Genomic DNA, 19,401 nt, shown 5'->3' with positions numbered 1-19,401 from the left:
ACGTCGGCGTCGGGGCGGCCTCTACCGGCGACGTGCGGCGAGTGAGACGAGGTGGTCGATCGTCTCTCGCTCGGCGTCGTCGGGCAGGGCATCGACCGGCCACCAGCGCAGATCCGTCGATTCCTCGCTGCGCACTGCGTGCGCGCCGTCCGGAGCCCGGACCAGAAACCGGAGGTCGAGGTGCCGCGTCGGCGTGCCGAGCGAGCAGGTGATCGGGTGCGTGTGGGCAGACAGGAGTTCCGGATCGATGGTCAGGTCTTTGATTCCGGATTCTTCGGTGGCCTCACGCAGAGCCGCATCGACGACCGTGTGGTCCGTCGGTTCGCAGTGACCGCCGAGCTGAATCCATCGACCGACCTTCGGGTGAAGCGTTAGCAACACGTGGGTTCCCGACGCGTCGAGCACCAACGAGGACGCGGTGAAATGGCCGGCCACGTTGGCGCGCAGGCAGCCATTCGGGTTGCTGTCGAGAAATGCCAGCATGGTGTGCCGCAGCGATTCGTCTCTCGAATCGAACGGTGCCCATCGATCGAGCGTCGCTTCGACAGAACGCCACAGTGTCGAGTACTGCACTGTCGAATATTGCACTGTCGAATGGGGTGGCATGGACACGAGTCAGAGCTCCAGTAACGAGGAGCCGGGCACTACCGGATCCCGCACCGTCGACGGCTCCTTGGGATGTCCGATTGCGATGGCTCCCATTGCTTTCCAATCTGCGCGCAGGCCGAGTTCGGCCCGCACTGTATCGGCAGCGAAGATGGTCGAGCCGATCCAGCAGCTGCCCAGTTCTCGAACCGCCAGGGCCACGAGCAGCCCTTGGACGGCCGCACCGACCGCCACGGTGAACATCGTGTCCTCCGCGGCCCGACGCCTCTCGTCGGGGTACGAGTGTGCGCCGTCGGGCACGCAGAACGGGATCACGATTTCCGGGGCGTCGAATAGAATGTCGCCGCGGCTCAGTCTCGCGGCGATCCGCTCTTCGCTCAGGCCGTCGTCGGTCAGATCGGCGCGCCACTGTTCGCGCATCGTCTCGAGCAAGCGGCGACGAAGCGCAGGGGTTCTGACCCAGACGAATCGCACCGGGCGAGTGTGATGCGGGGCCGGGGCGGTGAGTGCGTCGGCCACGGCAGCCCGAATCGATTCGGGATCGACAGCGGCGGAGGAGAACTGCCGCACAGACCGCCGTAGCAGGAGGGCCTCGCGGCGGCCACGATCGAGGGCTTCCGCTGTTCCGAGCCAGAAGAGGTCGTCCTCGCCGCCGCGCAACAGCGCCGCCGCGGAGGAGCCGTCGTCGACCGGAGCCAGGCCGCGAACGACGGCGATGGGGACGCCGCCCAGCTTGCCTTTCACCAGATCGCCGGCAGCAGCCAATTCGTCGGCGATCGCGACCTCGGTGACCACGAGCTCGTTGCCCTGACCGTCCTCGGCTCCCGCGTACGCGTGCAGCACCGGTAGGCCCGCGGCACCGATGGCGGCATCGATCTGACCGATGCGCCAGGCGCGGCCCATGGTGTCGGTGACGACCACGGCCACCGTCACGCCCAGCAGGTCTCGCAGAGCTGCGCGCAGGGCCGCCGCGCTGGCATCGGGGTTCTCGGGCAGCAGTGCCAGTTCGCCACCGTCGACGTTGGAGCCGTCGATACCGGACGCGGCCTGAACGATCCCCAGCCGATTCTCGGTGATGAGGGTTCGGCCCTTGCGCGCGACGATGCGCACCGCTTCCTGCTCCACCAGAACTCTGCGGGCTGCGTCCCGTTCTTCCGCATCTCGAGGTGCCTGCACCAACCGCCCCTCGACCTTGGAGACGATTTTGCTGGTGACGACCAGGATGTCGCCGTCGCGCAGCCACGGCGCTCGCTCGGCGATCGCCGCGGCCAGATCGTCACCCGGTCTGAATTCCGGCAGCCCGGTGATCGGCAACATCTCGATCGAGCCACCCGGCGAATGATCGCGCGGCACTGCTCGGATCGACTCGGGCTCAGGGGTTTCGGTCACAGGTCGAGTCCGGCTGCACGAAGCGCGGTACGCGCCATCACGGCTGTGGTCTCGGGGTCGGTCATCAGCAACGGGACCGACTGCACGTCCACTCCGTCGACGACTGCGGAATCGGTGGTGTGTACGAGCCACGCATCGAGAATGCCGGTACCGCTGCGGCTTCCGTAGTGGCGACCCACCGCCTGTGCGGTGGTGTCGACACCGATGACGGACAGGCACTCGTCGGCCATGCCGCGCAGCGGCTTACCGTCGACCACGGGGGACAGGCCGACAACCTTGGCTGCCGTGGTTCGGAGGGCACCGCGAATTCCCGGCACCGCCAGAATTGCACCGACACTCACCACCGGATTGGACGGTGCCAGAATCACCGCGTCGGCTTCCGCGATAGCGTCCAACACTCCCGGCGCGGGGCTCGCCTGTTCGGCACCGATATTGGCGAAACTATGGGTCGGAATCTGAGCTCGATAACGAACCCACCACTCCTGGAAGTGAATTGCGCGTTGCTGCTCACCGCTCGAGTCGTCCGGATCGGTGACGACGACGTGGGTCTCCGATCGATCGTCGGTGACGGGCAGCAGTCGAACGCCGGGTTGCCATCGGTTGCACAGAGCTTCGGTCACGGCCGAGAGGGGAAATCCGGTGCGCAACATACGACTGCGGATCAGGTGCGTCGCGATGTCACGATCACCGAGCCCGAACCAATCCGGATCGGCCCCGTAGGCCGCCAACTCGTCCCTGGCGTTCCAGGTCTCGGCAATGCGGCCCCATCCGCGATCGGTGTCGATCCCGCCACCGAGGGTGTACATACACGTATCGAGATCCGGGCAGATGCGAAGACCGTGCATCCACACGTCGTCGCCCACGTTCACCACCGCAGTGATCTCGTGCTCGGGGTCGTTGCCGAACAGGGATTTGAGACCCTGTAGAAAACGTGCGCCGCCGACGCCACCGACCAGAACAGTAACTTTCACAACGCACGAGCCTAATGGGGTTGTGGCGGTGTCGATCGGCCGCCCACCCCGGCGACGTACCGAACGAGCGGACGGTGTGCGGGTACCAGAACCGCCGCGACACGCACGGGACGGGCTTCGATTCGGGGAGAGCGCCGATTTCGGGCATGGGATGGTATTGGATTTGCGCGATCGGCTTGACCGCGACACACCTGTGCGTGTCTAATCACAGGTATGTCATTCAGTGTTCGCAGCACGAGTTCGATTGCGGCGAACCTGGTTTCGAACACTCGTTCCCTTCCTTTTCGCCCCTTGGTGGACGTCGAGTAGAGGTCGAGGGTCTGAGAGGACGCGAGGCGCGTTCGACTGGACCGGTTCGATCGAATACTTGCGCGGGGCAAGGTGTTCGAGCACACGGAGACCGAAAGTATCTGCGCTATCACAGGTGAGGAGGCGGAAGCGATGTATGACGAGCACGTGACACGTGATCAGCGGGGCGGACCCACTGCACATCTCAGCGCTGTCGACGACGCGCCGCAAACCGAGTCCGACAACGGCGCAGATTCGAGCGTCGCGATCGACGCGGGTTCTGCGTACGTTGCCCACACACTCGACGCCGAGATCGACACCGAGATCGGAACGGATTCCGACAGCGATGACGATGCCGACCTGATGCCGTTCGTGGCCGAGTCCGTTCCGCCGGCGAAGCCGTTCCTCAGTCTTGTCGCTGGTTTCGACGAGATGTTCGAGGAGATCGAGGATCAGTGGCAGGAGCGCGCACTGTGCGCGCAGACCGATCCCGAGGCGTTCTTCCCGGAGAAGGGCGGATCGACCCGCGAAGCGAAGCGAATCTGCCTCGGCTGCGAGGTCAAGGACGAGTGCCTCGAGTACGCGCTCGCGAACGATGAGCGGTTCGGAATTTGGGGCGGGCTGTCCGAGCGGGAACGGCGTCGGCTCAAGCGCGGCATCGGCTGAGCATTCGAACGCCGGCTCGAGATTCTGCGACAACCCCTCTCATTCTGTGGCGCTGCTCGGATCGACCTCGTCGGGATCGATTCCCAAATAGGTCGCCACCTGCTCGACGAGAACTTCGAACAATAGGTCTTCCAGATCTTCCGGGTGCTTCGCCCGACGCTCCAGGGGTCGTCGGAACAGCACCACCCTCGCGCGTGTGGACTCTCCGCGCTTGTCTATCCCGGCCGGAACCAATCTGGACAGCGGAACCGGACCTTCCGCCACCACTTCGGGTGGCCACGTCACGGACTCCGGATCCAGCGCCCTGATCTTCGGCACCTCGTCGACGGCGATGTCGAGCTTCGAGAGTTTGTCGTGCCAACGATGATCGATTCGGGCGAATGCGTCGAGGACCAATCGGTCGAACTTCTCCGCTCTCGAGCGTCGGGCCGGGATGTCCTCCGGCAGGATCGGCCCGCGGATGCCGCGGCCGTGCCGTGCCACGGACCGAGAGGTGATCCGGCGCGCGGGAGAGAATCGAGGCATGAGGGGAGGCTATCGCGCTCGTCCGGTGTGTCGGTCGTTCGGTCGGCTGCACCTACCGGATAGTCTGCATTCGTGAGATCACTGCGTGGCTGCTGCAGGCCTGGTTGCAACCGTTCTGCCGTTGCAACGCTCACATACGTCTACTCCGATTCCACCGCGGTCGTCGGGCCGCTGGCCACTGTGGACGAGCCCCATTCATGGGATCTGTGCGAGATTCACGCGTCGACGACCACCGCACCGAAGGGCTGGGAACTCGTCCGGTACGAGGGTGGTTACTCGACGTCGACGCCCGACGAGGACGATCTGACGGCTCTCGCGGAGGCAGTGCGTGAGGCGGGCCGCGGCGACCGCGCACGTGGCGATGACCGCGAGAGCGATCGGTCGACCTCTCGTCCTTCCGACGGTGAACGCCGATCCGCCCCCGCCGTGCGAACCGGCAGGCGTGGCCATCTTCGAGTTCTCCCCGACCCCACGTCCTGACGTAGCGCACCACGCGTCCGGTCTTGCGGTGTACGAGTCGAGATGTCCGAAATGCCGATACGACTGGCTGGTCCGACCGGTGTCTGGCAAGGTTTCGACCAGGGCCGAAACGGTCGGTGCCGTTCTACCGATACGTGTGTGAAGCGCACCGTCCCCATGCTCTACGGCGCCGAGGTGCGGCGTCGCAAGAACGATCACCAGGAGAATCTTCGTGGCCCGAACCGCAGAGTCCGTCAACGCCGTCATCAAGGCCTACGACGTCCGAGGCGTCGTTGGCGAGCAGATCGACGAGGCGTTCGTTCGAGACGTCGGTGCTGCCTTCGCGCGGTTGGTGCGCGACGAGGCCGGGGCAGCGCGGTCGGTCGTGATCGGCCACGACATGCGTGATTCTTCGCCTGCACTGTCACGCGCTTTCGCCGACGGCGTCACCGCTCAGGGGCTCGACGTAGTGCACATCGGTCTGGCGTCCACCGATCAGCTCTACTTCGCCTCGGGCCTGCTCGAATGCCCCGGCGCGATGTTCACCGCCAGCCACAATCCGGCGAAGTACAACGGGATCAAACTCTGCCGCGCCGGTGCCAAGCCGGTCGGCCAGGACACCGGTCTGGCAACCGTGAAGGCCGAACTGGTGGACGGCGTGCCCGAGTTCGACGGGCCGGTGGGGACAGTGACATCGCGGGACGTCCTCGACGAATACGCGCAGTTCTTGCGAGAGCTGGTCGATCTGTCGGGAACAGGTTCCATGAAGATCGCGGTGGACGCCGGCAACGGAATGGGCGGGCACACAGTCCCTGCGGTGTTCGGACCGCTACCGGTGACGGTCGAGCCGTTGTTCTTCGAGCTCGACGGCAGCTTCCCCAACCACGAGGCCAACCCGCTCGATCCCGCCAATCTGGTCGATCTGCAGCGTTTCGTCGTCGAGACCGGCTCCGATATCGGGCTCGCCTTCGACGGCGACGCCGATCGCTGCTTCGTCGTCGATGAGAAGGGCGACCCGGTTTCGCCGTCCGCCGTCACCTGTCTGGTGGCCGAGCGCGAACTGGCGAAAGAGCCGGGCGCAGTGATCATCCACAACTTGATCACCTCCCGTTCCGTACCGGAGCTGGTCAGCGAGCTCGGTGGCACACCGGTACGTACCCGTGTCGGTCACTCCTTCATCAAGCAGCAGATGGCCGACACCGGCGCAATCTTCGGTGGCGAGCACTCTGCTCACTACTACTTCCGCGATTTCTGGGGTGCCGATTCCGGCATGCTCGCCGCCTTGCACGTTCTCGCCGCTTTCGGCGCGCAGGATCGCCCTCTGTCCGAGATGATGGCCGCCTACGAGACCTACAGCGCCTCGGGCGAGATCAACTCCACCGTCGACGATGCGGCCGAACGCACCGAGGCAGTGCTCACCGCTTTTGCCGACCGAACCGCAGGCATCGATCGGCTCGACGGCGTGACGGTCGATCTCGCCGACGGATCGTGGTTCAACCTGAGGGCGTCGAACACCGAACCGCTGCTGCGACTGAATGTGGAAGCGCGTACCGGAGCGGATGTGGATGCACTTTCGACCGAGATACTGGGCATCGTTCGCGCCGGACTGCAATAGTGGTTACCAAGGGTTCATGAGTGGGTATGCACCGATTTCCGGTCGGTGACGAAGGGGAGGTGTCGCAGCCATGACGGCAGTGTCGTCTCTGGTCGATCTCGACGATGTCGATGCTCTCATCGCGGCCGATCGCGAGGGTGCGTTGCGCAGTGCAGCGTTGGCAGGTGCCCAGGTTCGCGCCGTCGCGGCCGCGGTGGACGAAGCGGTGCTGGTTCGATTGGCCGACCTTCGCCCCAGAAGCGTGGTGATCGTGACAGGTGACGGTCGCAGCAGTCGGGCGGCGTCGTTACTGGTTGCGGCCCTCGGTGATCGGCTCGGTGTACCGCTGGTGCGCAGTACCGGAACCCCGCCCTGGATCGGCCCGCTCGACGTGGTGGTGGTCGCGGGCGACGATGCCGGGGATCCGCGCCTTGCCGAGTCGGTGGATGCAGCATCGCGTCGCGGTGCCGAGGTAGTGGTGGTGGCACCCGAGGAGGGGCCACTGCGCGCCGTCCGAGGAGCCAGAGTCATGTGGTTGCCACCACGGATCGCGGTTCGCGACCACAACGCACTGATGCGCTACCTCGCGGCGTTCGTCGCTGTGCTCGGTGCAGTCGCCGGTGGATCATGGAAGGCGTTGTTGCCCAATCTGTCTCGGCTTGCGGACTTGCTCGACGCCGAGGCGGTGCGGAACAGCCCGTCCAACGAGGTGTTCCACAATCCGGCCAAGGCTCTCGCCAGCGGAATGAGCGGTCGGCGGGTGGTGCTGTCCGGCAGCAGCCCTGCCGCGGTAGAGGTGGCGCGGCACGGCAGTGAGGTGCTGCTCCGCGCAGCAGGTGTGCTCGTCGGTGCCGGCGAACTCGGTGATGTCATTGCCGCGTCGGTTCGCGCGTCGAGTGTCGAATCGGCCGGTACCCCAAACACATTCGATTCGTTCTTTCACGACGAACAGCTCGATGGGCCACCACCCGCATTGCCGATGCGCGTTGTGGTCGTCACAGCCGAGGTCGATCGTGCGTTGACCGAACGACGAATGGCCGGTGTGCCCGAGTCGGAGTTGCTGCTCGCCGAATCGAGCGACGCGCTGTTCGGCGGAGCCGGAGCGGGGTCCGAGTTCGACATCGTCCCCTCGCCCCCCGGGCAGGCCACACTCTCGGTGCTCGACACCATGTCCGTGTTGGCGACGCGATTGGACACGACCGCGTCGTACCTGCTGTTGATGGGCGGTAGCTAGTGCAGCTCTTGCATGGTGCGGTTCGGTCCTACGCATGGGGGTCGCGCACCGCGCTGGCCCGACTTCAGGGCCGCCCGATTCCCTCCGATCATCCCGAGGCCGAGATTTGGCTCGGTGCCCACCCGGCCGATTCTGCGCACGTGGTGCACGACGGCGGTACTGTCCCGCTGCTCACGTTGATCGACGAGGACCCGGCTGCGCAGCTGGGAGGCTCGGCGCAGCAGTACGAGTCTCGGTTGCCGTACTTGATGAAACTGCTTGCCGCAGAAGAGCCGTTGTCGTTGCAGGCGCACCCGAGCAGTGCGCAGGCCAGGGAAGGCTTCGCACGGGAGAATGCGGCGGGCGTCCCCATCGACTCTCCGGTTCGCAACTATCGGGATCCCAATCACAAGCCGGAACTCATCGTGGCGCTCGGTGAGTTCGAGGCACTGGCCGGGTTTCGGAACCCTGCTGAGACCGTCGAGCTGCTCGACGCGTTGGCCGTCTCCGCGCTCGGCGGGTACCGCACACTGCTGGCCGAACAGCCCGATGCATCGGGATTGCGAACCGTGTTCACCTCGTGGATCACGCTTCCCGGGCAGGCGCTGGACGATATTCTGCCCGCTGTTGCCCAGGGATGCATCGACTATCTCTCCGGTCCCGCGCGCACGGACGGTGGACGATTCGCCGCCGAGGCCAAAACTCTGCTCGAGCTCGGGGAGTCGTACCCCGGTGACGCCGGTGTGCTCGCGGCTCTGCTGCTCAACAGGGTGACTCTGGCTCCTGGTCAGGGCCTGTACCTGGACGCCGGCAATCTCCACGCGTACTTGCGCGGTACCGGAGTGGAAATCATGGCGAACTCGGACAACGTGTTGCGTGGAGGGCTCACTCCCAAGCATGTCGATGTCCCGGAACTGCTGCGCGTCCTGGACTTCGAGCCCGCCGACCTGAGGCCCATCACCCCGGGAGACAGAGACCGGCCGACGTACCGGTACTCCACGCCCGCCCCCGAATTCGCGCTGAGTCGAACTGCGGTGGCGGCAGGGGAGACGATCACCGTCTCCGGATCCGGTCCCCGAATCCTGCTGTGCACGAGTGGAACCGTCACCACCGGTACGAGCGATCAGCAGGCAGGGCTCACCGTGGCGCAGGGCAGTTCGGTATGGATCCCCGCGGCCGACGAAAACATCACCGTGACCGCTGGTTCCGTCGAGGCCGAGGTGTTCGTCGCCTCCGTCGGCAACGTCTAGGTCGCTTACCTGGTGCCCGTGAGCGCCGCTCGGCCTCCCGCGGCGCGATTGGGTGAATGTCGTGTCGGCAAGCAATAGTCTTATGTCACAGTGATTCCTGCGACGGATGTGCACGGTGGTCCGTCGGCAGAGGCGAAGTTGCGATACGGAGATCCGATGAGCAGAGCAGACCGGCCCGCGAAGCCCCCACGCACGACGGGGTGGTTTCGGACCAAATCGATCGAGCAGTCGATCGAGGACACCGACGAGCCGGACACCAAACTCCGGAAAGAACTCGGTTCCTGGGACCTCACCGTCTTCGGCGTCGCCGTGGCCGTCGGCGCGGGCATTTTCACGCTGACCGCGCGAACCGCCGGAAACGTGGCAGGGCCCGCGGTGTCGGTGGCGTTCGTACTCGCTGCGATCGCCTGTGGACTCGCGGCGTTGTGCTACGCGGAGTTCGCGTCGACCGTTCCGGTTGCCGGCAGCGCGTACACCTTCTCCTATGCCGCGTTCGGAGAGTTCATCGCTTGGCTCATCGGCTGGGATCTGATTCTCGAGTTCGGCCTCGCCGCTGCCGTGGTGGCGAAGGCGTGGTCGCTCTACCTCGGAGATCTGCTCGGAACGGCCGCACCGGTACTCGAGATCGGTTCGCTGAATTTCGACTGGGGCGCACTGCTCATCGTGGTGGTGCTGACGGTTCTGATCGCATCGGGTACCAAATTGTCCTCACGTGTCTCGCTGGTGATCACCGCGATCAAGGTGATCGTCGTCCTGTTCGTCGTCGTGCTCGGTGCCTTCTACATCAAGGTGTCCAACTACGACCCGTACATTCCACCGTCGCAGCCCGGCTCCACGGGCGAGGGACTTCATCAGTCCCTGTTCTCGTTCGTCACGGGTGCGGGCGGTAGCACCTTCGGTTGGTACGGACTTCTCGCTGCTGCGTCCCTGGTGTTCTTCGCATTCATCGGCTTCGACGTGGTCGCGACGACGGCGGAGGAGACGAAGGAGCCGCAGAAGGCACTGCCGCGGGGCATACTCGGGTCTCTCGCGATCGTGACCGTGCTGTACGTGGCGGTCACCCTGGTGCTCACCGGAATGGTCAAGTACACCGACCTGGCCGGTGACAGCTCCACGCTTGCAACGGCATTCGAGCTGAACGGTTTGACCTGGGCGAAAAACATCATCTCGTTCGGTGCCCTTGCCGGTCTGACGACCGTGGTGATGGTGCTGATGCTGGGTCAGACCCGAGTGCTCTTCGCGATGTCGCGGGACGGATTGGTGCCGCGTGGGTTGGCCCACACCGGCAAGAAGGGCACGCCGGTTCGCACGACGATTCTGGTGGGCGTCATCGTCGGGCTGCTCGCGGCCTTCGTGCCGCTGGGCACGCTCGAGGAGATGGTGAACATCGGGACGCTGTTCGCATTCGTACTCGTGTCGGCAGGTGTCCTCGTTCTGCGCAAGACTCGACCGGACCTCGAGCGCGGCTTCCGGGTGCCGTGGGTTCCGCTGGTGCCGATCCTCGCAGTGCTGGCATGCCTGTGGCTGATGCTGAACCTGTCGGTCGAGACGTGGCTGCGTTTCCTGGTCTGGATGGCCGCTGGGGTGGCAATCTACGTCCTGTACAGCAGGCGTCACTCGGTGATGGGACGGCGGGAAGCCGAGAAAGCGCACGCCGGCAAGTCGAACAGCGACGAATCGGATCGGTAGAGCTGTTGGCGGATGATCCAACGCACACCGACCGAATTCGGTCGGCGTCACATCGAACCGCTGGAATGTTATACGCTAGAAAACAGACTTGGAGGACTCGTACAGTTCGATGAGAGGGTGTTGAAACAGTGAGTGTGGACGGCCGAATCACTTCTGCGAAGGATTCGGGTGTCGCTTTCGGGGGGCGGGATTCGAGCGCCGGCGGACGGTCGGTTCGCTGGCAGGACAACAAGCGGTACCTGTGGATGCTGGGGCTGTTGGCCCCGGCGTCCGCGCTGCTGCCATCGCAGTTGGTCTACTGGACCGGCATGCCGATCTTCTGGTGGAGCGGTGTTCTGGTGTTCTTCGTGATCATTCCGGTGATCGACCTCGTCGCAGGCGAGGACGGGCACAATCCGGACGAATCGACGAGTGAGAAGCTGCAGAACGATCGCTATTACCGCTGGTGCACCTATCTGTTCCTCCCCATTCAGTTCATCGGACTGATCGTGGCATGTTGGATGTGGGCGTACGGCGAGCTTTCCGTGGTGGACAAGATCGGACTCGCCGTGACGGTGGGATTGGTCGCGGGCACCGGGATAAACGCCGCCCACGAATTGGGCCACCGCATCGAGCAGCACGAGCGATGGCTGGCAAAGGTCGCCCTGTCGCAAACCCTCTACGGACACTTCTTCGTCGAACACAATCGCGGTCACCACGTTCGAGTCGCCACCCCGGACGATCCCGCCAGCGCGCGCCTCGGCGAGAGCGTCTGGACGTTCGTGCCGCGCAGCACCGTCTTGGGACTCGTTTCCGCGTGGAAACTCGAGGCGCAGCGTCTGCGTCGTAAAGGGCGCTCCGTCATGAGCCCGACCAACGCGCTTCTCCACACCTGGCTGCTGAGTGCTGTGCTGTTCGGGGGGCTGCTGATTGCCTTCGGCCCGGCCATCGCGCCGTATCTTCTGCTGCAGGCCGTCGTCGGATTCGTGCTACTCGAGATGGTGAACTACGTGGAGCACTACGCCCTGCTCCGGGAGACGAACGACCGCGGCAAGTACGTTCGGTGCGCCCCGCGGCACAGCTGGAACAGCGACAGGATCTGCACCAATATATTCCTGTACCACCTGCAACGTCACAGTGACCACCACGCCAATCCAGGTAAGAGGTATCAGACCCTGCTCTCCTGTGACGACGCTCCGCAACTGCCCGCCGGATACGCGTCGATGGTGATACTGGCCGCAATTCCGCCACTGTGGCGTCGAGTGATGGACCCACGGGTACTGGCTCACTACCAAGGCGACGTCACCCGCGCCAACATCCTGCCTCGCAAGCGAGGCCGAATTCTGGCACGAGCCGGACGAAACGGATAACGCTGGGAGTCCGCACGGACTCGTCCCCCCGGGCAGTCGGTACGTCCAGCGCGCGGACCCGATAGCCTGGGCTACAGACATTCAGTCAACAGGAGAGGCAAGATGACGACCTCAGTTACGTCAGGATCGGCACTCACCGCGGATCGCCGCGGTGGAATCGACTTCAAGGTCGCAGACCTGTCGCTCGCAGAATTCGGCCGCAAGGAGATCAGGCTCGCCGAGCACGAGATGCCCGGCCTGATCGCCCTGCGTCGCGAATACGGCGACGTTCAGCCGCTCAAGGGAGCGCGAGTTTCGGGATCGCTGCACATGACCGTGCAAACCGCCGTGCTGATCGAGACCCTGGTGGCACTCGGGGCCGAGGTTCGCTGGGCGTCGTGCAACATCTTCTCCACCCAGGATCACGCGGCTGCCGCCGTGGTGGTCGGACCCTATGGCACCGTCGAGGAGCCCAAGGGCGTCCCGGTGTTCGCGTGGAAGGAAGAGTCGCTCGAAGAGTACTGGTGGGCAGCCGAGCAGATGCTGACCTGGCCCGGCGAGCCGGCCAACATGATTCTCGACGACGGCGGAGACGCGACGATGCTCGTGTTGCGCGGCGCGCAGTTCGAGAAGGCAGGAGTCGTGCCGCCGACCGACGACGATCAGGACTCCGACGAATACAAGGTGTTCCTCGGCTTGCTTCGCCACTCGCTCGAGGCCTCGACCACCAAGTGGACCGAGATTGCATCGTCGATCAAGGGCGTCACCGAGGAAACCACCACCGGTGTTCTTCGGCTGTACCAGTTCGCGGCCGCCGGTGAGCTTGCGTTCCCGGCCATCAACGTCAACGACTCGGTCACCAAGAGCAAGTTCGACAACAAGTACGGCACCCGCCACTCGCTGATCGACGGCATCAACCGCGGCACCGACGTGCTCATCGGCGGTAAGGCCGTGCTGGTCTGTGGCTACGGCGACGTCGGCAAGGGCTGCGCCGAGGCGCTCAAGGGGCAGGGCGCGCGCGTCACCGTCACCGAGGCCGACCCGATCAATGCTCTGCAGGCGCTCATGGACGGCTACGACGTCCGCACGGTCGACGAGTTCATCGAGCAGGCCGACATCGTCATCACGTCGACCGGCAATCTGTCGATCATCACGTTCGAGCACATGCGGAAGATGAAGCACCAGGCGATCCTGGGCAACATCGGCCACTTCGACAACGAGATCGACATGGCCGGCCTCGAGAGGGCAGCGGATGTCACTCGAGTCAAGATCAAGCCGCAGGTCGACGAATGGCAGTTCAAGGACGGTCACTCGATCATCGTGCTGTCCGAGGGTCGCCTGCTCAATCTGGGCAACGCGACGGGCCACCCGTCGTTCGTCATGAGCAACAGCTTCTCCAATCAGGTGATTGCTCAGATCGAGCTGTGGACCAAGCCGGACGAATACGACAACGAGGTCTACCGCCTGCCCAAGCACCTGGACGAGAAGGTTGCGCGGATTCACGTGGAAGCACTCGGCGGGTCGATCACCAAGCTCACCAAGGAGCAGGCCGAGTACATCGGCGTGGACGTGGAGGGCCCGTACAAGCCCGAGCACTACCGCTACTGACCTACTGTGGGACAGCTTTTCGTCATCGAAGGAGTCGACGGTGCGGGCAAGAACACGCTCGCCCGTCGGCTCGTTTCGGCGTGGGAACGCGACGGCCTCCAGGTCGCTCGTATCGGCTTCCCGCGATACGAACGATCGGTGCACGCCGATCTCGCGGCAGAGGCGTTGCACGGCGCGCACGGCGATACCGCCGCCAGCGTCCATGCGATGGCTCTGCTGTTCGCTCTCGATCGACGGGAAGCGGTCGACGAGATCCGAACGCTGCTCTCGCACAACGATGTAGTGCTTCTCGATCGTTACGTGGCGTCCAATGCCGCGTACACGGCCGCTCGCTTGGAACAGCCCGCAGACGGCGAGGCCGTCGAATGGATCAGAACACTCGAATTCGATCGTTTCGGGGTCCCGATCCCGGACGTTCACATTCTGCTCGACGTACCCGTGGCCCTCGCCGCCGAACGTGCTGCGGCGCGCGAGAATGCGGACGCCTCCCGGGCCCGAGATGCGTACGAGCGGGACGGGTCGCTGCAGAGCCGAACCTCGGCCGTGTACGGGGTCCTCGCGGCGTCGAACTGGATGTCGCCGTGGCGGGTCGTCACCGCCGACGTGGATCCGGATCGACTCGCCGCCGAGTTGTCGAATCAGCCGTCCGGCGAGCCGAAAGTGACACCATAGGAGCATGAAGCCTCGGATTCTGGTTGTGGACGACGATTCGGCTCTGGCGGAGATGCTCACCATCGTGTTGCGCGGTGAGGGATTCGAGCCGTTCGTGGTGGGTGACGGCACCCAAGCGCTGGCGGCCGTGCGCGAGAACCGGCCGGATCTGGTGCTGCTGGATCTGATGCTTCCCGGTATGAACGGCATCGACGTCTGCCGGGTTCTGCGTGCCGACTCGGGAGTCCCGATCGTCATGCTGACGGCCAAGACCGACACGGTCGACGTCGTATTGGGCCTCGAATCCGGTGCGGACGACTACATCATGAAGCCGTTCAAACCAAAGGAATTGGTCGCGCGCGTGCGAGCGCGGCTGCGCCGGACCGAGGACGAACCCGCCGAATTGCTGTCCATCGCGGACATCGTCATCGATGTCCCTGCGCACAAGGTCAGTCGCGGTGACGAACTGGTGTCGCTGACCCCACTCGAATTCGATCTGTTGGTGGCGTTGGCGCGCAAGCCTCGTCAGGTGTTCACCCGTGAGGTGCTGCTCGAACAGGTATGGGGCTACCGACACGCTGCCGACACCCGACTGGTGAACGTGCACGTACAGCGCCTGCGTGCCAAGGTCGAGAAGGATCCGGAGAACCCCGAGGTGGTGTTGACCGTGAGGGGAGTCGGCTACAAGGCCGGACCGCCGTGATCGGTTTCTCCCATTCTCGGCGGCGAATAAACGGCAAATTCTCCCCTCTGTTGCGGTGGTTTCGCTCGCTGAGTACGTCGCTCGGCCACGCCTGGCGACGGTCCTTGCAGCTCCGCGTCGTCGTGTCGACGCTGACGCTGTCGCTGGTGGTCATCCTCATCCTCGGGGTGGTGTTGACCTCGCAGATCACCGATCGGCTACTCGAAGCCAAGTTGTCGGCGGCAACCGAGGAACTCGACAGGTCGCGCACCACCGTCGAGGGCAACCTCGCCGGTGCCGACGACGCGAGCGGACTCGCGACGCGCCTGGAACGAGCGCGAGCGGCGTTGACCAATCAGGATCTCGACGCAGCGTCGACCACCGGATCGGCGGGATCGTTCGATCCGGTGTTGATCGTGGAAGGCGACGCCACCCGGGCCGAGGCGTCGGTGGGGCCGGTCGATCAGATCCCGAACAGCCTGCGCGACTTCGTGAAGAAGGGCTTGATCAGCTCGCAGTATGCGACGGTGACCGACAGCGGCGGCGGGTATTCCGGATCGGCCCTGATCATGGGATCGCCGACGGGATCCGATATCTCGGCACTGCAGCTGTATCTCATTTTCCCGTTGGCGAGCGAGGACCGAACGCTGTCGCTCGTCCGCGGGACGTTGTTGATCGGCGCAGTGGTGCTGCTGGTGTTGCTCGCTGCGATCGCGATGCTCGTCGCGCGTCAGGTGGTCCTTCCTATCCGTTCGGCATCGAGGATCGCCGTGCGCTTCGCCGACGGCAGGCTCAAGGAGCGCATGCCGGTCCGCGGCGAGGACGACATGGCCAGGCTGGCGATGTCGTTCAACGAGATGGCCGAAAGCCTGTCGAAACAGATCACCCAGCTCGAGGAATTCGGCAACCTGCAGCGCCGGTTCACCTCCGACGTCAGCCACGAACTGCGGACCCCCCTGACCACCGTGCGCATGGCCGCCGATCTCATTCACGACGCCAGCGACGACCTGGAGCCCGCACTCAAGAGGTCGTCGGAGCTACTGGTCAACGAGCTCGATCGCTTCGAGACTCTGCTCGGCGACCTGCTCGAGATCAGTCGACACGACGCGGGTGTAGCCGAACTGGCAGCCGAACAACTGGATCTGAGGATGTGCGCCCGAGCGGCAGTGTCCACCGTTCGTCACCTGGCCCGCGAAACCGGAACCGAAGTGATCGTCGACATGCCCGAGACTGCGGTCGTGGCCGAGGTCGACCCACGTCGAGTCGAACGGATTCTGCGCAACCTGCTCGCCAACGCACTCGATCACGGTGAAGGCAAGCCTGTTCTGCTGCGGTTGCGCTCGGATGCCGACGCGGCAGCATTCGTGGTGCGCGATCAGGGAATCGGTCTGCGACCGGGAGAAGAGAAGTTGGTGTTCAACCGGTTCTGGCGCTCGGATCCCTCCCGAGTTCGTCGATCCGGTGGCACCGGCCTCGGTCTGGCGATCAGCGTCGAGGACGCTCGATTGCACGACGGTAAGCTCGAAGCGTGGGGTGCAATGGGAGAAGGCGCATGTTTCCGACTCACGTTGCCGCTCGTTCGTGGGCACAAGGTGATCGGTTCTCCGCTTCCGCTCAAACCCAGCACCAAGAAGTACGCACAGGGGCAGCCGGTTCCGGCGATCACCGCCCAGAAGTCGTCCACGCAGAAGTCGTCCACGCAGAAGTCGTCCGCGCAGAAGACGACGGCTCCGGAGTCGGTGACGTGATTCGATCGGTTCGTCGCGGTGTTCGCGTGCTGCCGATCTGCGCACTGCTCATCGCACTGGTCGTAGGCTGTGCCAGCCTCCCCGAATCCTCGAGCCCACAGGCCATCGGCACGTTGACCGATGGGGCCGTGCCCACCAGCGCCCCCGCGCCCGAGCCCGGACGCGAACCGGATCGTTTGCTGGACGACTTCTTCGACGCCAGCGCCGTCTCCGCCAACAGGCATCAGGCCGCTCGGCAGTTTCTCACCGAGGAGGCGTCGAACACCTGGGACGACGGCGCACGGACCGTCATCGCGGACCGGATCGATACCTTGTCCGGCCCACGCACCGCCGACACCGCGCAGTTCACGATTCGCTCGACGACTGCCGGGATCCTGGCCTCGGGTGGGGAGTACCTCGCGGGCTCGGACACCTTCGACATCGCAATCGAGATGAGGCGGGTGGACGGCCAGTGGCGCATCTCGCAGCTCCCGCCCGGTGTCGTCATCGACCGGACCGCGTTCCTGAACACCTATCAGCAGCGATCGCTGTACTTCGTCGATCCTCTCGGTGGCGTCCTGGTCCCCGACGTGCGGTGGACGAGCGGATCGCAGGACCAGCTGGCCAATCAACTCGTACAGCTGCTCATCGACGGGCCCAAGTCGGCTCTGGCGGCGGCCGTGAGCAACGAACTGTCCGATGATGTGAGCATTCGCGGGCCCATCACCAAGGCGGACGGGCAGACTTCTCAGGTGGGGGTGGGGCTCGGCGGCATCAAGATCGACTTCGGCGGCCTGCAGAACAAGACCGACCGCGACCGCGAACTCCTTGCCGCTCAAGTCATCTGGACCCTTGCGTCGGCCGAGGTCGCCGGCCCGTACATGTTGCTGGCCGACGGTCAACCGATCGATACGACCAAGCCGGACGGGTGGACGACGGCAGGCGTCGATTCCTTCGATCCGCTCGGTGGCACCGACGAGAGCATCGGATTGCACGCCCTCGCGTCCGGCGGATTGCTCCGAGTCGACCAGGCGCAGACGACGCCCGTGCCCGGGTACTTCGGGCAGGCACGCAACGTGCGTTCGGCGGCGTTGTCCAACGACGGCACCCTCGTCGCAGGAGTCGTGGACACCGGACGGCCCGCTCCCGCCCCGCCCAGCGCCCTAATGGTCGGCAGCTACGACGGTGGTGCGTTCCCGGTCGCCGAGGGGCAGTCGATCACTCGGCCCACCTGGGGGGCGGACGACAATGCTGCCTGGGCGGTGATCGATGGCCGCAATGTCATCCGCGCCGCTCGCGACCCCTCCACCGGTCAGGTGTCGGTGATCCCCGTCGACGCGACCGAGGTCACGACCTTGGGCACGCGCATCACCGAATTGCGACTGGCCCGCGACGGGGTACGGGCAGCACTCATCGTCGACGGCGTCGTGTACGTCGCGACGGTGGTCCGCGACCCGTCGGGCGTGTACTCGTTGACCGCCCCACGCGCGGTGGCCATCGGACTCGGCAGTGACGCCACCAGTCTGGATTGGAGTACCGGAGAGGCCATCGTGATCGCGAGGGTCGCCACCGATTCACCGGTGGTGCAGGTGACGGTCGATGGATCGAGGTTGGATCCACTGCCGTCGCGCAACCTGACCACGCCGGTGCTGGCGGTCGATGCGTCGCCGGAAACGGAATACGTCGCGGACGCACGCGCTGTGTTCGCACTCAACAATGCAGACCCGGTCGGCGACCGTTACTGGCGCGAGGTGACCGGCCTGGCAGGTGTGAAAGCAGTGCCGATTCTGCCCGGCTGACCCCGCGAGCAATCTCCGACCGGGCAATCTCCGACTGGGCTAGCGACGACTATGAGTTTCGTGTCGGTGGGTGCGGGCACACTCGGCGCTCATGCGAACTCTCCTCGATCTCGTCCTCCCACTCGAGTGCGCCGGTTGTGGAGTGCCGGGGGAGGACTGGTGTCCGGCGTGTTCCAGAGCCTTGTTCGTTCCGCCTGTCGCCGTTCGACCGCGTGTCGATCCCGGTGTGCCGTGTTGGTCCTTGGGTACGTACAGCGGCCCGAGGCGGAGCGGGGTCATTGCCCTGAAGGAGCGGGGTCGACGGTCGGTGGCTCGGCCTCTCGGCCGGGCGCTCGCCGAGGCCGTAGGACATCTGCGTGATGCAGGCGAGATCGATCCGCCGGAGCTCGGTTCGCTCGCCCTGATCTGTGCGCCGTCCCGGGCCCGAGCGGCCCGAGCTCGCGGAGGTGATCCCGTGCTGCGATGCGCGCGCATCGCAGCCGAACAGTTGTCACCGGAACGAGTTCTGGTTCCCGAGTTGCTTCGTATGCAAGGTGGGGTTCGTGATTCGGTCGGGTTGTCGGCTGGGCAACGTCAGCACAACGTGGCGGGCCGGATCATGGTTGTCGGAGTGGCCCGTCCTGGATCCGTCGGAGGTACGTCGCAGGCCGCGGCCTACACCGTTCTGCTGATCGACGACGTCGTCACCACCGGTGCCACACTGGCCGAATCGACAAGAGTGTTAAACGATTTCGGAGTACCCATTGCCGGAGCGCTCGTCGTCGCGAGTGCCTGAGCAATCCGGAACAGGACACGCCGACAACCAATTCGGGGTGAACGGTGGCAGACGAGTCGATGACCGACTAACGTCGCGGACACGCACCGACTGAACCAGATGTGAGGTGATGCCCCGGACTCGAGATGCCGGAAGGTTCCCCATTCGGCATGCACACTTGCCACGTCCAACAGTGGGCGTG

At 64.9% G+C, this 19,401-nt stretch carries 17 protein-coding genes; 13 read left to right on the top strand and 4 right to left on the bottom strand.

The window, feature by feature from the left end:
* Positions 1-21 precede the first annotated feature (21 nt).
* The 3 genes from ACIGGF_RS10340 to cofD all read right to left on the bottom strand — a co-directional run bounded on the left by ACIGGF_RS10340 (position 22) and on the right by cofD (position 2,966).
* Positions 22-483 (bottom strand): NUDIX hydrolase, encoded by a 462-nt coding sequence (locus ACIGGF_RS10340; RefSeq protein ID WP_397521275.1) that lies wholly within the window; start codon positions 481-483, stop codon positions 22-24.
* Between the two features lie 132 nt (positions 484-615).
* Positions 616-1,995, bottom strand: a complete 1,380-nt coding sequence (locus tag ACIGGF_RS10335; RefSeq protein ID WP_397521246.1) for a coenzyme F420-0:L-glutamate ligase — start codon at positions 1,993-1,995, stop codon at positions 616-618.
* On the bottom strand, positions 1,992-2,966 hold the full coding sequence (gene cofD, locus ACIGGF_RS10330) for a 2-phospho-L-lactate transferase (RefSeq protein ID WP_397521245.1): 975 nt from the start codon (positions 2,964-2,966) through the stop codon (positions 1,992-1,994). The genes ACIGGF_RS10335 and cofD overlap by 4 nt, the downstream gene beginning before the upstream one ends.
* Before the next feature lie 720 nt (positions 2,967-3,686).
* Between cofD and ACIGGF_RS10325 the strand changes: the two genes are divergently transcribed.
* Complete coding sequence (locus ACIGGF_RS10325; protein WP_027496498.1) at positions 3,687-3,920, top strand: WhiB family transcriptional regulator; 234 nt, start codon at positions 3,687-3,689, stop codon at positions 3,918-3,920.
* A 39-nt stretch (positions 3,921-3,959) separates the two neighbouring features.
* Here the strand turns inward: ACIGGF_RS10325 and ACIGGF_RS10320 are convergent, their stop codons facing one another.
* On the bottom strand, positions 3,960-4,445 hold the full coding sequence (locus tag ACIGGF_RS10320) for a metallopeptidase family protein (RefSeq protein WP_397521244.1): 486 nt from the start codon (positions 4,443-4,445) through the stop codon (positions 3,960-3,962).
* 72 nt (positions 4,446-4,517) lie between these two features.
* Here ACIGGF_RS10320 and ACIGGF_RS10315 point away from each other — a divergent pair, with 72 nt between their 5' ends.
* From ACIGGF_RS10315 to ACIGGF_RS10260, 12 genes are all read left to right on the top strand, one after another.
* A complete protein-coding gene (locus ACIGGF_RS10315; RefSeq protein WP_397521243.1) occupies positions 4,518-4,925 on the top strand; it encodes a DUF3499 domain-containing protein in 408 nt (135 codons plus the stop codon).
* A gap of 211 nt (positions 4,926-5,136) precedes the next feature.
* Complete coding sequence (locus tag ACIGGF_RS10310; protein WP_397521242.1) at positions 5,137-6,519, top strand: phosphomannomutase/phosphoglucomutase; 1,383 nt, start codon at positions 5,137-5,139, stop codon at positions 6,517-6,519.
* 70 nt (positions 6,520-6,589) lie between these two features.
* Positions 6,590-7,732 carry a tobH protein gene (locus ACIGGF_RS10305; RefSeq protein WP_397521241.1) on the top strand — a complete coding sequence of 381 codons (1,143 nt, stop codon included), beginning with the start codon at positions 6,590-6,592 and terminating at the stop codon, positions 7,730-7,732.
* Complete coding sequence (manA, locus tag ACIGGF_RS10300; protein ID WP_397521240.1) at positions 7,732-8,961, top strand: mannose-6-phosphate isomerase, class I; 1,230 nt, start codon at positions 7,732-7,734, stop codon at positions 8,959-8,961. The genes ACIGGF_RS10305 and manA overlap by 1 nt, the downstream gene beginning before the upstream one ends.
* 156 nt (positions 8,962-9,117) lie before the next feature.
* Positions 9,118-10,650, top strand: a complete 1,533-nt coding sequence (locus ACIGGF_RS10295; RefSeq protein WP_397521239.1) for an amino acid permease — start codon at positions 9,118-9,120, stop codon at positions 10,648-10,650.
* A gap of 245 nt (positions 10,651-10,895) precedes the next feature.
* Positions 10,896-11,999 carry an alkane 1-monooxygenase gene (locus ACIGGF_RS10290; protein ID WP_397521274.1) on the top strand — a complete coding sequence of 368 codons (1,104 nt, stop codon included), beginning with the start codon at positions 10,896-10,898 and terminating at the stop codon, positions 11,997-11,999.
* Between the two features lie 102 nt (positions 12,000-12,101).
* On the top strand, positions 12,102-13,586 hold the full coding sequence (gene ahcY, locus ACIGGF_RS10285) for an adenosylhomocysteinase (protein ID WP_397521238.1): 1,485 nt from the start codon (positions 12,102-12,104) through the stop codon (positions 13,584-13,586).
* Positions 13,587-13,592: 6 nt separating this feature from the next.
* On the top strand, positions 13,593-14,258 hold the full coding sequence (locus ACIGGF_RS10280; RefSeq protein ID WP_397521237.1) for a dTMP kinase: 666 nt from the start codon (positions 13,593-13,595) through the stop codon (positions 14,256-14,258).
* A gap of 4 nt (positions 14,259-14,262) precedes the next feature.
* A complete protein-coding gene (gene mtrA / locus ACIGGF_RS10275) occupies positions 14,263-14,940 on the top strand; it encodes an MtrAB system response regulator MtrA (RefSeq protein WP_027496508.1) in 678 nt (225 codons plus the stop codon).
* Positions 14,937-16,667 (top strand): MtrAB system histidine kinase MtrB, encoded by a 1,731-nt coding sequence (gene mtrB / locus ACIGGF_RS10270; RefSeq protein WP_397521236.1) that lies wholly within the window; start codon positions 14,937-14,939, stop codon positions 16,665-16,667. Before mtrA ends, mtrB begins: the two co-directional genes overlap by 4 nt.
* Positions 16,664-18,445 carry an MtrAB system accessory lipoprotein LpqB gene (gene lpqB / locus ACIGGF_RS10265; protein ID WP_397521235.1) on the top strand — a complete coding sequence of 594 codons (1,782 nt, stop codon included), beginning with the start codon at positions 16,664-16,666 and terminating at the stop codon, positions 18,443-18,445. Before mtrB ends, lpqB begins: the two co-directional genes overlap by 4 nt.
* Before the next feature lie 307 nt (positions 18,446-18,752).
* Entirely contained in the window at positions 18,753-19,220 is a 468-nt protein-coding gene (locus ACIGGF_RS10260) for a ComF family protein (RefSeq protein WP_397521234.1), read from the top strand.
* Positions 19,221-19,401: the final 181 nt, after the last annotated feature.

This window comes from Rhodococcus sp. NPDC078407 (assembly GCF_044542515.1).
Classification (GTDB): domain Bacteria; phylum Actinomycetota; class Actinomycetes; order Mycobacteriales; family Mycobacteriaceae; genus Rhodococcoides.
This window is presented reverse-complemented; position numbering and strand designations above follow the sequence as displayed.

What these genes read in the sequence shown, in the direction of transcription:
- ACIGGF_RS10340 (WP_397521275.1), bottom strand. Translation starts at nt 483, where the DNA reads ATGCTGGCATTTCTCGACAGCAACCCGAATGGCTGCCTGCGCGCCAAC.
- ACIGGF_RS10325 (WP_027496498.1), top strand. Translation starts at nt 3,687, where the DNA reads ATGTTCGAGGAGATCGAGGATCAGTGGCAGGAGCGCGCACTGTGCGCG.
- ACIGGF_RS10320 (WP_397521244.1), bottom strand. Translation starts at nt 4,445, where the DNA reads ATGCCTCGATTCTCTCCCGCGCGCCGGATCACCTCTCGGTCCGTGGCA.
- ACIGGF_RS10305 (WP_397521241.1), top strand. Translation starts at nt 6,590, where the DNA reads ATGACGGCAGTGTCGTCTCTGGTCGATCTCGACGATGTCGATGCTCTC.
- ACIGGF_RS10295 (WP_397521239.1), top strand. Translation starts at nt 9,118, where the DNA reads ATGAGCAGAGCAGACCGGCCCGCGAAGCCCCCACGCACGACGGGGTGG.
- ACIGGF_RS10290 (WP_397521274.1), top strand. Translation starts at nt 10,896, where the DNA reads ATGCTGGGGCTGTTGGCCCCGGCGTCCGCGCTGCTGCCATCGCAGTTG.
- ahcY (WP_397521238.1), top strand. Translation starts at nt 12,102, where the DNA reads ATGACGACCTCAGTTACGTCAGGATCGGCACTCACCGCGGATCGCCGC.
- mtrA (WP_027496508.1), top strand. Translation starts at nt 14,263, where the DNA reads ATGAAGCCTCGGATTCTGGTTGTGGACGACGATTCGGCTCTGGCGGAG.